A 13370-nucleotide genomic window follows, 5' to 3' on the forward strand; every position below is an offset into this window, starting at 1 on the left:
CCTCCAGGCACGGAGTCAGCCATGTCGGTCAGCGCGCCCCCCGAAGAGGTCCTCGACGTCCTGCGGCGGCAGGATCCCGAGATCGCCGACGTGCTGCTCGGGGAGGGGCGGCGCCAGGCGGAGACGCTCCAGCTGATCGCGGCGGAGAACTTCACCTCGCCGGCGGTGCTCGCCACCCTCGGCTCGCCGCTCGCCAACAAGTACGCCGAGGGGTATCCGGGCGCCCGGCACCACGGCGGCTGCGAGTACGCCGACGCCGCCGAGCGGATCGCCGTGGAACGGGCCACCGCGCTCTTCGGAGCCGATCATGCGAACCTCCAGCCGCACTCGGGCTCCTCGGCCGTCCTGGCGGCGTACGCGGCCCTTCTCAGGCCCGGTGACACGGTCCTCGCCATGGGCCTGGACCACGGAGGGCACCTCACGCACGGTTCGCCGGCGAACTTCTCCGGCCGCTGGTTCGACTTCGTCCCGTACGGCGTCGACGCCGAGACCGGGCTCATCGACTACGAGCAGCTCGCCGCGCTCGCCCGCCACCACCGGCCGAAGGCGATCGTCTGCGGCTCGATCTCCTACCCCCGCCACCCCGACTACGCGCTCTTCCGGGCCGTCGCCGACGAGGTCGGCGCCTATCTGATCGCCGACGCGGCGCACCCCATCGGGCTCGTCGCCGGGGGAGCGGCGCCGAACCCGGTCCCGTACGCCGACATCGTCTGCGCCACCACCCACAAGGTGCTGCGCGGTCCGCGCGGCGGGATGGTGCTGTGCACGGAGGAGCTGGCCGCGCGGGTGGACCGGGCCGTCTTCCCGTTCACCCAGGGCGGCGCCCAGATGCACACCATCGCGGCGAAGGCGGTGGCGCTGGGGGAGGCGTCCACTCCGGTCTTCACCGCGTACGCCCATCGGGTGGTCGAGCACGCGCGCGTGCTGGCGGCCGCGCTCTCCGCCGAGGGCTTCGTGCTGACCACCGGCGGCACCGACACCCACCTCATCACCGCCGACCCCTCGCCGCTGGGCGTCGACGGCCGCACCGCCCGGGCCCGGCTCTCCGCGGCCGGGATGGTCCTGGACACCTGCGCCCTGCCGTACGGGGACGGGCGCGGCATCCGGCTCGGCACCGCGGCGGTCACCACCCAGGGGATGGGCGCCCCGGAGATGGCGCGGATCGCCGCGCTCTTCACCGCGGCACTGCGCGACGAACCGGAGGAGACGGCTCGGGTACGGGCCGAGGTACGGGAGCTGACCAGGAGTTTTCCCCCGTATGGACGGTGAACGGAAGACGGCCGTGGAGCGGCCGCAACCGTTCCGGGGCCCCTGGTGTCTCCAACCACATGGACGGCACGGCTAGGGTGTGGGGCTGAGATGGCCAGCGATTCCTGTGGGGACAGCCCGTGCGTGATTACCTGCTGACGCTCTGTGTCACGGCCGCGGTGACCTATCTGCTGACCGGTCCGGTGCGGAAGTTCGCCATCGCGACCGGCGCGATGCCCGAGATCCGCGCGCGTGACGTACACCGAGAACCGACTCCGCGGCTCGGTGGCATCGCCATGTTCTTCGGGCTGTGCGCGGGCCTGCTGGTCGCCGACCACCTCCAGAACCTCAACAGCGTCTTCGAGCAGTCGAACGAGCCGCGGGCGCTGCTCTCCGGCGCCGCGCTGATCTGGCTGATCGGCGTCCTGGACGACAAGTTCGAGCTGGACGCGCTGATCAAGCTGGGCGCCCAGATGATCTCGGCCGGCGTGATGGTGGCGCAGGGTCTGACGATCCTGTGGCTGCCGATCCCCGGCGTCGGGACGGTCGCGCTGACCCAGTGGCAGGGCACGCTGCTGACGGTGGCCCTGGTCGTCCTCACGATCAACGCGGTCAACTTCGTCGACGGCCTCGACGGTCTCGCCGCCGGCATGGTCTGCATCGCCACCGGCGCCTTCTTCCTGTACGCGTACCGGCTCTGGTACGGCTACACGATCGAGGCCGCGGCCCCCGCGACCCTCTTCGCCGCGATCCTCATGGGCATGTGCCTGGGCTTCCTGCCGCACAACATGCACCCGGCGAGGATCTTCATGGGCGACTCCGGCTCGATGCTGATCGGCCTGATCCTGGCCGCCTCCGCCATCTCGATCACCGGCCAGGTGGACCCCGACACCCTGAAGATCTTCGAGGGCTCGACCCGGGAGGCGACCCACGCGGCCCTGCCGGTCTTCATCCCGCTGATTCTGCCGCTGACCATCATCGCGATCCCGATGACCGACCTGGTCCTGGCGATCGTGCGGCGCACCTGGAAGGGCCAGTCGCCCTTCGCGGCCGACCGCGGCCACCTGCACCACCGGCTCCTGGAGATCGGCCACTCGCACAGCCGGGCCGTGCTGATCATGTACTTCTGGTCGGCGCTGATCGCCTTCGGCACGCTCGCGTACTCGGTGCACTCGACGTCGATGTGGATCGTGCTGGTCATCACCGTGCTGAGCGCCATCGGTCTGGTGCTGCTCCTGCTGCCGCGCTTCTCGCCGCGGGCGCCCCGCTGGGCGGAGGCCGTCGTCCCGCCGCGCTACCGGCGCCGCAAGCCGGTCCCGGAGCCGGAGCCGGAGCACGCGATGGCGGCGGAGGAGGAGGAGCGGGTGCCGGTGCCGGCCGGACTGCACGGTTCCACGGCCATCGGTCACCGTTCGCGCTTCTCCGACCGGAGGAAGGCCGGAACGCCCAGTTGACGCCACGTCACTGACGGATTCCGAATGCCTCAGTCGGGGCCAATACCAGACAAGACGCCCCGCTGTCGCGCACAACCGCGCGTTGTAACCCTCATGTGTGACAGTTGGCACACCCCATGAGTAAAGACCTATTCAAATAGTTTGTGATACGGTTCACGAGACCCGGCGACAGTGCCGAAAGACCGTAGTGCGACGGTCTGTTGGCCCCGAGACCCACCTCGGACCGGGCTTACGCTCGTCCCTGACGACACCATCGCCCCCTCCATCACAGCGGAGACACCGCCATGCCTTCCAGCGACGCACGCCTTCTTCTCTCGGCCGTCGTACCCACTGCCGCCGTCGGCGCCATCGCCACGGTGATCAGCGGCATCGTCGCCGGCGGGAAGGGAGCTGTCGGCGCCGTTCTCGGCACCCTGGTCGTGCTCCTCTTCATGGGCATCGGGATGCTGGTGCTGCAGCGGACGGCAAAGAAACTTCCGCAGCTGTTCCAGGCCATGGGGCTCTTGCTCTACACGACCCAGCTGCTGGTTCTCTTCGTCTTCCTGGCCTTGCTGAAGAGCACCACGGTGTTCGACTTCAAGGCCTTCGCCTTCACGCTGCTCGCGGCGACCGTGGTGTGGGTCGCGGCCCAGGCCCGTGCCTACATGAAGGCCAAGATCGCGTACGTCGAGCCCGAGAAAACGGGTTCGAAGTCGTGAAGGGTAGGGCCGGGATAAAGACGCGTTCGGCTTCCTGCTATCGTCCGGTGCCAACTGCGGCACTGCGGGCGCGGGCATCCGAAGAGGCGCCTGTCCCAGCGCGAGGCTCGATGCCGAACCGCCGCCCCCTTATCCGTAAGACCACCAGTCCAGTGCCGACCCGCGGCTGCGCGCCGCGCCGACACAACGAGGTTGCCGTACCTATGCGCCACGCTGAAGGAGCCCGCGGTGAGTGCTGACCAGACGCTTGCCTTCGACCCGGATTGCCACATCTTCACCGGATGCGGCTTCCCGGCTCCGGGCCTGCACACGTTCATCTACGAGCCGATCGCGACGTGGGGCAGCTTCGAGCTGACCAAGCCCATGCTGCTGGCGGTCCTGAGCTCCGTCGTGGTGGTCGGTTTCTTCTGGGCGGCCTTCCGCAAGCCGAAGCTGGTCCCCGGCAAGATGCAGATGATCGGCGAAGCCGGCTACGACTTCGTGCGCCGCGGCATCGTCTACGAGATCATCGGCAAGAAGGACGGCGAGAAGTACGTCCCCTTCATGGTCTCGATGTTCTTCCTCGTCTGGATGATGAACCTCTGGTCGATCATCCCGCTGGCCCAGTTCCCGGTCACGTCGCTGATCGCCTTCCCGGCGGCCCTCGCGCTGATCGTCTACGTGCTCTGGGTCTCGCTGACCTTCAAGAAGCACGGCTTCGTCGGCGGCTGGAAGAACATCGTCGGCTGGGACAAGTCCCTCGGCCCGATCCTCCCGCTGGTCGTCGTCCTCGAGTTCTTCTCGAACCTGATCATCCGGCCCTTCACGCACGCGGTCCGACTGTTCGCGAACATGTTCGCCGGTCACCTGCTGATCGTGATGTTCTCGCTGGCCTCCTGGTACCTGCTCAACGGCATCGGCGTCATCTACGCCGGCACGTCCTTCGTGATGGTGCTGGTCATGACGGCCTTCGAGCTCTTCATCCAGGCCGTCCAGGCGTACGTCTTCGTCCTCCTGGCCTGCAGCTACGTCCAGGGCGCGCTCTCCGAGCACCACTGAGCCCCCTGCCACGGACCAGCTCCACCACCCACCCCGCAGTCTCCGGTGGCCAACCCCCACCGGGTCCTTGAAAGAGAAGGAAGAACCGGCATGTCCGCTCTCCAGACCCTTGCTGCTGTCGAAGGCAACGTCGCCGCCATCGGTTACGGCCTCGCCGCGATCGGCCCCGGCGTCGGCGTCGGCATCATCTTCGGTAACGGCACCCAGGCCCTCGCCCGCCAGCCCGAGGCGGCCGGCCTGATCCGTACCAACCAGATCATGGGTTTCGCCTTCTGTGAGGCGCTCGCCCTCATCGGCATCGTCATGGGCTTCGTCTACTAAGCCTGTTTTTCGACGACAGCCACATTTTCACGGAAGGCACTGATGTGAACGCTCTGCTTCTTGCGGCCGAGGGGGAGCCCCAGCCCCCCCTCCTCCCGCATCTTGACGAGCTCGTCATCGGCCTGATCGCCTTCGTCATCGTCTTCGGCTTCCTCGCCAAGAAGCTCCTCCCGAACATCAACAAGGTTCTGGTCGAGCGCCGCGAGGCCATCGAGGGTGGCATCGAGAAGGCCGAGTCGGCCCAGATCGAGGCTCAGAGTGTGCTGGAGCAGTACAAGGCACAGCTTGCCGAGGCCCGCCACGAGGCCGCGCGTCTCCGCCAGGAGGCGACGGAGCAGGGCACCGCGATCATCCAGGAGATGAAGGCGGAGGGCCAGCGCCAGCGCGAGGAGATCATCACCGCCGGTCACTCGCAGATCGAGGCCGACCGCAAGGCCGCGGCCGCCTCGCTGCGCCAGGACGTCGGCAAGCTCGCCACTGACCTGGCCGGCAAGCTGGTCGGCGAGTCCCTCGAGGACACCGCCCGCCAGAGCCGCACGATCGACCGCTTCCTCGACGAGCTCGAGGAGAAGGCTGAGGCCGTCCGATGAACGGAGCGAGCCGTGAGGCACTGGCTGCCGCCCGCGAGTCCCTCGACGCACTGACCGACAACACCTCGGTCGACGCGGCGAAGCTGGCGGACGAGCTGGCCGCAGTCACCGTCCTGCTGGACCGCGAGGTGTCGCTGCGCCGGGTTCTGACCGACCCCGCTCAGTCGGGTGAGGCCAAGGCCGCGCTCGCGCAGCGACTCCTGAACGGTCAGGTGGGCGGGGAGACCGTCGACCTGGTCTCCGGCATGGTCCGGTCCCGCTGGTCGCGCTCGCGCGACCTGGTCGACTCGGTCGAGGAGCTGGCGAACATCGCCGACCTCACCGCGGCCCAGAAGGCGGGATCGCTCGACGACGTCGAGGACGAGCTGTTCCGGTTCGGCCGGATCGTGTCCTCCAGCCCCGAGCTCCGCTCGGCGCTGACGGACAAGGCCGCGAAGACCGCCGCCAAGGGCGAGCTGCTGCGCAGCCTGCTCGGCGGGAAGGCCCACACCACCACCGAGCGCCTGGTCGTCCGTCTGGTGACCCAGCCCCGGGGACGTAGCCTGGAAGCGGGACTCGAGTCCCTGTCCAAGCTCGCCGCGGCGCGCCGGGACCGGATGGTCGCCGTCGTCACCTCGGCGGTGCCCCTCACCGACCAGCAGAAGCAGCGCCTCGGCGCCGTACTGGCGAAGCTGTACGGCCGTGCGATGCACCTGAACCTGGACGTGGACCCCGCGGTCCTCGGCGGGATCTCGGTGCGGGTCGGCGACGAGGTCATCGACGGCACGGTCTCCGAGCGCCTCGGCGAGGCGAAGCGGCGGCTGGCCGGCTGACGGCAGCAGCCGCCGGCAACACAACACGCATCACAGCGGCCCGGTTGGGCCGTGCAGAGATTGCAGAAGATTCCTGGGGGTCGGCCCCCAGACCCCTTAAGAAACTTCGGGCCCAACAAGGAGAGCAGGGAACCCAGATGGCGGAGCTCACGATCCGGCCGGAGGAGATCCGGGACGCACTGGAGACCTTCGTCCAGTCGTACCAGCCGGACGCGGCCTCGCGCGAGGAGGTCGGCACGGTCAGCCTGGCAGGCGACGGCATCGCCAAGGTCGAGGGTCTTCCCTCGGCCATGGCGAACGAGCTGCTGAAGTTCGAGGACGGCACCCTCGGTCTCGCGCTGAACCTGGAAGAGCGCGAGATCGGCGCGATCGTCCTCGGCGAGTTCAGCGGCATCGAGGAGGGTCAGTCGGTGCAGCGCACCGGCGAGGTCCTCTCCGTCGGCGTCGGCGAGGGCTACCTGGGTCGCGTCGTCGACCCGCTCGGTAACCCGATCGACGGTCTCGGCGAGATCGCGACCGAGGGCCGCCGCGCCCTCGAGCTGCAGGCCCCGGGCGTCATGGCCCGTAAGTCGGTGCACGAGCCGATGGAGACCGGCTACAAGGCCGTCGACGCCATGACCCCGGTCGGCCGTGGTCAGCGTCAGCTGATCATCGGCGACCGCCAGACGGGCAAGACCGCCCTGGCCGTCGACACGATCATCAACCAGCGCGACAACTGGCGCTCGGGCGACGTGAACAAGCAGGTCCGCTGCATCTACGTCGCCGTCGGCCAGAAGGGCTCCACCATCGCGTCCGTGCGCGGCGCGCTGGAGGAGGCCGGTGCGCTCGAGTACACGACGATCGTCGCGGCCCCGGCGTCCGACCCGGCCGGCTTCAAGTACCTCGCCCCGTACACCGGCTCGGCCATCGGCCAGCACTGGATGTACGACGGCAAGCACGTCCTGATCATCTTCGACGACCTGTCGAAGCAGGCCGACGCCTACCGCGCCGTGTCGCTGCTGCTGCGTCGCCCGCCGGGCCGTGAGGCGTACCCGGGTGACGTCTTCTACCTGCACTCCCGTCTGCTCGAGCGCTGCGCCAAGCTCTCGGACGAGCTGGGTGCCGGTTCGATGACCGGTCTGCCGATCGTCGAGACCAAGGCGAACGACGTCTCGGCGTTCATCCCGACCAACGTCATCTCCATCACCGACGGCCAGTGCTTCCTGGAGTCCGACCTGTTCAACGCCGGCCAGCGCCCGGCCCTGAACGTCGGTATCTCGGTCTCCCGTGTCGGTGGCTCCGCCCAGCACCCGGCCATGAAGCAGATCGCCGGTCGCCTCCGCGTGGACCTCGCCCAGTTCCGTGAGCTGGAAGCCTTCGCGGCCTTCGGTTCCGACCTGGACGCGGCCTCGAAGGCGCAGCTGGAGCGCGGTCAGCGGATGGTCGAGCTGCTCAAGCAGGCTCAGTACCAGCCGATGCCCACGGAGAACCAGGTCGTCTCGGTCTGGGCCGGCACCACCGGCAAGATGGACGACGTCCCGGTCGCCGACATCCGTCGCTTCGAGGCCGAGCTCCTGGCGTACCTCCGCCAGAACCACTCCGGTCTCATGACCTCCATCCGTGAGGGCAAGAAGATGTCGGACGACACCCTGACGTCCGTCGCCGACGCCATCGCGGAGTTCAAGAAGCAGTTCGAGACCTCTGACGGCAAGCTGCTCGGCGAGGACGCCCCTGCCGCCGTCAACGTCTCGAAGTGACGACGGAAGGGACCTGACTCATGGGAGCGCAGCTCCGGGTCTACAAGCGTCGCATCAAATCCGTCACCGCGACGAAGAAGATCACCAAGGCGATGGAGATGATCGCCGCCTCGCGCGTGGTCAAGGCTCAGCGCAAGGTGCAGGCGTCGACCCCGTACGCCACCGAGCTCACCCGCGCGGTGACCGCGGTGGCCACGGGCGCCAACGACAAGCACCCGCTGACCACCGAGGCCGAGAACCCGACCCGCGCCGCGGTTCTGCTCCTGTCGAGCGACCGCGGTCTGGCCGGCGCCTTCAACTCCAACGCCATCAAGGCGGCGGAGCAGCTCATCAAGCGGCTGGAGAGCGAGGGCAAGGAGGTCGACGTGTACGTCGTCGGCCGCCGTGGCATCGCGCACTTCAACTTCCGTGAGCGCAAGCTGGCCGGCACGTGGGCCGGCTTCACGGACGAGCCGTCGTACGCGGACGCCAAGCAGGTCGGCGAGCCGCTGATCGAGGCGATCGAGAAGGTCACGGCCGAGGGCGGCGTGGACGAGCTCCACATCGTCTACACCGAGTTCGTCTCGATGATGACGCAGACGGCGGTCGAGGCCCGGCTGCTGCCCCTCAGCCTCGACGAGGTGGCGAAGGAGGCCGGCGAGTCGGACACGCTCCGTCCGCTGTACGACTTCGAGCCGTCGGCGGAGGACGTCCTGGACGCCCTCCTGCCGCGCTACGTCGAGAGCCGCATCTACAACGCGCTGCTCCAGTCGTCGGCGTCGAAGCACGCCGCGACGCGGCGTGCGATGAAGTCGGCGACCGACAACGCGGGAGACTTGATCAACAACCTCTCCCGACTTGCCAACGCGGCCCGCCAGGCCGAAATCACCCAGGAAATCAGCGAGATCGTCGGTGGCACCGCAGCCCTGGCCGACGCGACCGCGGGGAGTGACAAGTAATGACGACCACTGTTGAGACGGCCGCCGCCACGGGCCGCGTCGCCCGGGTCATCGGCCCGGTCGTCGACGTGGAGTTCCCCGTCGACGCGATGCCGGAGATCTACAACGCCCTGCACGTCCAGGTCGCCGACCCGGCCGAGGAGGGCGCGCTCAAGACGCTGACCCTCGAGGTCGCGCAGCACCTGGGTGACGGCGTCGTCCGCACCATCTCGATGCAGCCCACCGACGGTCTGGTCCGCCAGGCCCCCGTGGTCGACACCGGCGACGGCATCACCGTGCCCGTCGGCGACGTCACCAAGGGCCGCGTGTTCAACACGCTGGGTCAGATCCTGAACGAGCCCGAGGCGGAGGCGGAGGTCGGCGAGCGCTGGTCCATCCACCGCAAGGCCCCGGCGTTCGCGGACCTCGAGTCGAAGACCGAGATGTTCGAGACCGGCCTCAAGGTCGTCGACCTTCTCACCCCGTACGTCAAGGGTGGAAAGATCGGTCTGTTCGGTGGCGCCGGTGTCGGCAAGACCGTTCTGATCCAGGAAATGATCATGCGTGTGGCCAAGCTGCACGAGGGCGTTTCCGTCTTCGCCGGCGTCGGCGAGCGCACCCGTGAGGGCAACGACCTCATCGCGGAGATGGAAGAGTCCGGCGTTCTGGACAAGACCGCGCTGGTCTTCGGCCAGATGGACGAGCCCCCGGGCACCCGTCTCCGTGTGGCCCTCGCCGGTCTGACCATGGCGGAGTACTTCCGCGATGTGCAGAAGCAGGACGTGCTGTTCTTCATCGACAACATCTTCCGCTTCACCCAGGCCGGTTCCGAGGTGTCGACCCTGCTCGGCCGTATGCCCTCCGCGGTGGGTTACCAGCCGAACCTGGCCGACGAGATGGGTCTCCTCCAGGAGCGCATCACCTCGACCCGTGGTCACTCGATCACCTCGATGCAGGCGATCTACGTCCCCGCCGACGACCTCACGGACCCGGCGCCGGCGACCACCTTCGCCCACCTCGACGCGACGACGGTTCTCTCCCGTCCGATCTCCGAGAAGGGCATCTACCCGGCCGTGGACCCGCTGGACTCCACGTCCCGGATCCTGGACCCGCGCTACATCGCGCAGGACCACTACGACGCCGCCATGCGCGTCAAGGGCATCCTGCAGAAGTACAAGGACCTCCAGGACATCATCGCGATCCTCGGTATCGACGAGCTCAGCGAGGAGGACAAGCTCGTCGTGCACCGTGCGCGTCGTGTCGAGCGCTTCCTGTCGCAGAACACCCACGCCGCCAAGCAGTTCACCGGTGTGGACGGTTCGGACGTTCCGCTCGACGAGTCGATCGCCGCGTTCAACGCGATCTGCGACGGTGAGTTCGACCACTTCCCGGAGCAGGCGTTCTTCATGTGTGGTGGTCTCGAGGACCTCAAGAAGAACGCCAAGGAGCTCGGCGTCTCCTGAGCCCCGTGCTCGCCCGGAGAGGGCGGGAGCCGTTCCCGCCCTCTCCACCACGCCCCCTAGAATTGATCCCAACACCCGGCAGCACCGCCGGGTGGTGACCCGAGGAGCCACCCTTGGCTGCTGAGCTGCACGTCGAGCTGGTCGCCGCGGACCGGAGTGTCTGGTCCGGCGAGGCCACCCTGGTCATCGCGCGTACCACCTCCGGCGACATCGGCGTCATGCCCGGTCACCAGCCGCTGCTCGGTGTGCTGGAGTCGGGCCCGGTGACCATCCGTACGAGCGAGGGCGCCACCGTCGTGGCCGCCGTCCACGGCGGTTTCATCTCCTTCGCGGACGACAAGCTGTCGCTGCTGGCGGAGATCGCCGAGCTGGCGGACGAGATCGACGCCCAGCGCGCCGAGCGCGCGCTGGAGCGTGCCAAGTCGGGCGAGGACGCCGCCGCCGAGCGGCGCGCCGAGGTCCGGCTGCGCGCGGTAGCGGTCCGCTAGCGGACCCGCGACCGAAGAGTAGTGCCCTCAGCCGCGGCACGGCTGGAATGTTCCAGACCGTGCCGCGGCTGAGGCGATGCAGATGCAGGTTGTATTCGGTGAGGCCGGCGGCGCCGGTCACGGGACGCAGCGAGGAGGTCGGTGAAGATGTTCCTCACGCTGCTCGTGTGCGGCCTGGTCGTCGCACTGGTGGTGATCGGGCTCTTCGTCTTCGGCTTGCGCCGCAGGCTGATCCAGCGGGCCGGCGGCACCTTCGACTGTTCGCTGCGCTGGGACGTCCCGGAGGAGCCGGACCTGTCCGGCAAGGGCTGGGTGTACGGCGTGGCCCGGTACAGCGGTGACGAGATCGCCTGGTTCCGGGTCTTCTCGTACGCGCCCCGACCGCGCCGTTTCCTGGAGCGCTCGGCCATCGTGGCCCTGGAGCGCCGGATGCCGGAGGGCGAGGAGGAGCTGGCGCTCCTCTCCGACTCGGTGATCCAGCCCTGCATGTACAACGGGGTCCGGCTGGAGCTCGCGATGAGCGAGGACGCCCGGACCGGCTTCATGGCCTGGCTGGAGGCGGCGCCTCCCGGCCAGAGGGTGAATGTGGCCTGACGGCTGTACGTACGGAAGCGGGGGACGGTGTGCTGCACCGTCCCCCGCTCCGTCGTTCCCGGGGTGCTAGCTCAGGCCGCCGTTGATGGCGTTGACGAGCTCGCCGTTCGTGGTGTCACCGCTGAACTCCCAGAAGAAGGCTCCGCCGAGGCCCTGGTTCTTGGCCCAGCCCATCTTGGAGTTGACGGTGGCGGGGGTGTCGTAGCTCCACCAGTTGGTGCCGCAGTGGGCGTAGGCGGTGCCGGCGACGGTGCCGTTGGCCGGGCAGGTGGCCTTGAGGACCTTGTAGTCCTCGATGCCCTGCTCGTAGGTGCCGGTCGCCGGGCCGGTCGCCGTGCCGCCGGGCGCGGACTGGGTGACGCCGGTCCAGCCGCGGCCGTAGAAGCCGATGCCGAGCAGCAGCTTGTTGGCCGGGACGCCCTTGGCCTTGAACTTGGCGATCGCCTCGGCGGAGTTGAAGCCCGCCTGCGGGATGCCGGCGTACGAGGTCAGCGGGGAGTGCGGCGCCGTCGGACCCTTCGCCGCCCAGGCGCCGAAGAAGTCGTACGTCATCACGTTCAGCCAGTCGTAGTACGGCGCGGCGCCCGCGTAGTCGGCGGCGTCGATCTTGCCGCCGGCGGAGGCGTCGGCCGTGACGGCCGCGGTGACCAGGTTGTTCGCGCCGAACTTGGCGCGCATGGCCTGCATCATGTTCTTGAAGGACGCGGCGCCGCTGGTGTCGCAGGTGAGACCGCAGGCGTTCGGGTACTCCCAGTCGAGGTCGATGCCGTCGAAGACGTCGGCCCAGCGCGGGTCCTCGACGAGGTCGTAGCAGGACTGGGCGAAGGCGGCGGGGTTCTGCACGGCCTGGCCGAAGCCGCCGGACCAGGTCCAGCCGCCGAAGGACCAGAGGATCTTGATGTTCGGGTACGCCTTCTTCAGCTTGCGCAGCTGGTTGAAGTTGCCGCGCAGCGGCTGGTCCCAGGTGTCGGCGACGCCGTCGACGGACTGGTCGGCGGTGTACGCCTTGTCGTAGTCGGCGTAGGCGTCACCGATGGTGCACTTGCCGCCCTGGACGTTGCCGAAGGCGTAGTTGATGTGGGTGATCTTGGACGCGGAGCCCGAGGTCACGATGTTCTTCACGTGGTAGTTGCGCCCGTAGACGCCCCAGTTGGTGAAGTAGCCCAGCTTGACGGCCTTCGGCGGGGGCGGGGTGTCGCCGCCGGTGGTGCGGACCGGGGTCGGGCCGGCGGCGGGGCCGGTCTGGTCGATGGTGTCGCGGGCGACGACCGAGTAGGTGTAGTCGGTGCCGGCGGTGAGGCCCTGGTCGGTCCAGTTCAGGGCGGTGGTGGTGGTGACCTTGGTGCCGTCGCGCAGGACGTCGTAGTTCTTGACGCCCTTGTCGTCGGTGGCCGCACCCCAGGTGAGCTTCACCGAGGTGTTGGTGATGTCCGAGGCGACCGGGGTGCCGGGGGCCGAGGGCGGGTTGTCGCCCGGCACGGTGGAGCCGTCGCAGGAGGCGCCGTTGATCTTACAGCCGGTGGGGGCGCCGGATCCGGCGCCGTTGTAGCCGAAGGAGACGGAGGCGCCGGGGGCCAGGGTGCCGTTCCAGCCGACGTTCTTGGCGGTCCAGTGGTCACCGGTGTTGGTGACGGTGGCGTCCCACGCGGAGGTGACGCGGGTGCCGGAGGGGTAGTCCCACTCCAGGTTCCACGAGCTGATCGTGGTGGTGCCGGTGTTCTTGATGGTCCAGCTGGCGCCGAAGCCGCTGCCCCAGTCCTGGGTCTTGGTGTAGGTCGCCGTGGCGGAGGTGGCCGCCTCCGCGGGGGTGGCGAGACCGACCATGGCGGCGAGCGGGAGGGCGAGGGCGGTCACGGCGGCCGCGGCCCGTGCCCTGAATCCTCTTCGGCGCGTCGGTGCTTGAGTGCTCAACGGTGCTCCTCAAGTTGCGGACGTTCTGGTGGGGGTGGTCCGTGAGAGTTGCGCGCCCCGCGAGCGTAGGAAGGTCTGGACCAATCGTCAAGAGGTCCAG

At 68.7% G+C, this 13370-nt stretch carries 13 protein-coding genes; 12 read left to right on the forward strand and 1 reads right to left on the reverse strand.

Annotation, left to right across the window (positions count from 1 at the left end):
- The first annotated feature begins 21 nt into the window (after positions 1 to 21).
- The 12 genes from glyA (at position 22) to ACFVU3_RS01060 (ending at position 11359) form a co-directional block, all read left to right on the forward strand.
- On the forward strand, positions 22 to 1269 hold the full coding sequence (glyA, locus tag ACFVU3_RS01005) for a serine hydroxymethyltransferase (protein WP_390062533.1): 1248 nt from the start codon (positions 22 to 24) through the stop codon (positions 1267 to 1269).
- 119 nt (positions 1270 to 1388) lie between these two features.
- Positions 1389 to 2702 carry an MraY family glycosyltransferase gene (locus ACFVU3_RS01010; RefSeq protein ID WP_390062535.1) on the forward strand — a complete coding sequence of 438 codons (1314 nt, stop codon included), beginning with the start codon at positions 1389 to 1391 and terminating at the stop codon, positions 2700 to 2702.
- Positions 2703 to 2986: 284 nt separating this feature from the next.
- The gene (locus ACFVU3_RS01015) at positions 2987 to 3400 is read left to right on the forward strand and encodes a hypothetical protein (RefSeq protein WP_390062536.1); all 414 of its coding nucleotides are present in this window, start codon (positions 2987 to 2989) and stop codon (positions 3398 to 3400) included.
- A 228-nt stretch (positions 3401 to 3628) separates the two neighbouring features.
- Positions 3629 to 4438: a F0F1 ATP synthase subunit A gene (atpB, locus tag ACFVU3_RS01020; protein ID WP_043219694.1), complete on the forward strand. Its 810-nt coding sequence runs from the start codon at positions 3629 to 3631 to the stop codon at positions 4436 to 4438.
- A 90-nt stretch (positions 4439 to 4528) separates the two neighbouring features.
- A complete protein-coding gene (gene atpE, locus ACFVU3_RS01025) occupies positions 4529 to 4759 on the forward strand; it encodes an ATP synthase F0 subunit C (protein WP_006346597.1) in 231 nt (76 codons plus the stop codon).
- Between the two features lie 44 nt (positions 4760 to 4803).
- Entirely contained in the window at positions 4804 to 5349 is a 546-nt protein-coding gene (locus tag ACFVU3_RS01030) for a F0F1 ATP synthase subunit B (protein ID WP_390062538.1), read from the forward strand.
- Positions 5346 to 6161, forward strand: coding sequence for a F0F1 ATP synthase subunit delta (locus ACFVU3_RS01035; RefSeq protein WP_390062540.1), 816 nt, complete (start codon positions 5346 to 5348; stop codon positions 6159 to 6161). The genes ACFVU3_RS01030 and ACFVU3_RS01035 overlap by 4 nt, the downstream gene beginning before the upstream one ends.
- Before the next feature lie 137 nt (positions 6162 to 6298).
- Complete coding sequence (gene atpA, locus ACFVU3_RS01040; protein ID WP_351104742.1) at positions 6299 to 7897, forward strand: F0F1 ATP synthase subunit alpha; 1599 nt, start codon at positions 6299 to 6301, stop codon at positions 7895 to 7897.
- 20 nt (positions 7898 to 7917) lie between these two features.
- Positions 7918 to 8835: a F0F1 ATP synthase subunit gamma gene (locus tag ACFVU3_RS01045; protein WP_390062541.1), complete on the forward strand. Its 918-nt coding sequence runs from the start codon at positions 7918 to 7920 to the stop codon at positions 8833 to 8835.
- Complete coding sequence (atpD, locus tag ACFVU3_RS01050; protein ID WP_390062542.1) at positions 8835 to 10277, forward strand: F0F1 ATP synthase subunit beta; 1443 nt, start codon at positions 8835 to 8837, stop codon at positions 10275 to 10277. Before ACFVU3_RS01045 ends, atpD begins: the two co-directional genes overlap by 1 nt.
- Before the next feature lie 113 nt (positions 10278 to 10390).
- A complete protein-coding gene (locus ACFVU3_RS01055; protein WP_351104736.1) occupies positions 10391 to 10765 on the forward strand; it encodes a F0F1 ATP synthase subunit epsilon in 375 nt (124 codons plus the stop codon).
- 147 nt (positions 10766 to 10912) lie between these two features.
- Positions 10913 to 11359 carry a DUF2550 domain-containing protein gene (locus ACFVU3_RS01060; RefSeq protein WP_031006238.1) on the forward strand — a complete coding sequence of 149 codons (447 nt, stop codon included), beginning with the start codon at positions 10913 to 10915 and terminating at the stop codon, positions 11357 to 11359.
- A gap of 66 nt (positions 11360 to 11425) precedes the next feature.
- Here the strand turns inward: ACFVU3_RS01060 and ACFVU3_RS01065 are convergent, their stop codons facing one another.
- Positions 11426 to 13183, reverse strand: a complete 1758-nt coding sequence (locus ACFVU3_RS01065; RefSeq protein WP_390063000.1) for a glycosyl hydrolase family 18 protein — start codon at positions 13181 to 13183, stop codon at positions 11426 to 11428.
- Between the last annotated feature and the right edge of the window lie 187 nt (positions 13184 to 13370).

The organism is Streptomyces sp. NPDC058052, assembly GCF_042885515.1.
Classification (GTDB): domain Bacteria; phylum Actinomycetota; class Actinomycetes; order Streptomycetales; family Streptomycetaceae; genus Streptomyces.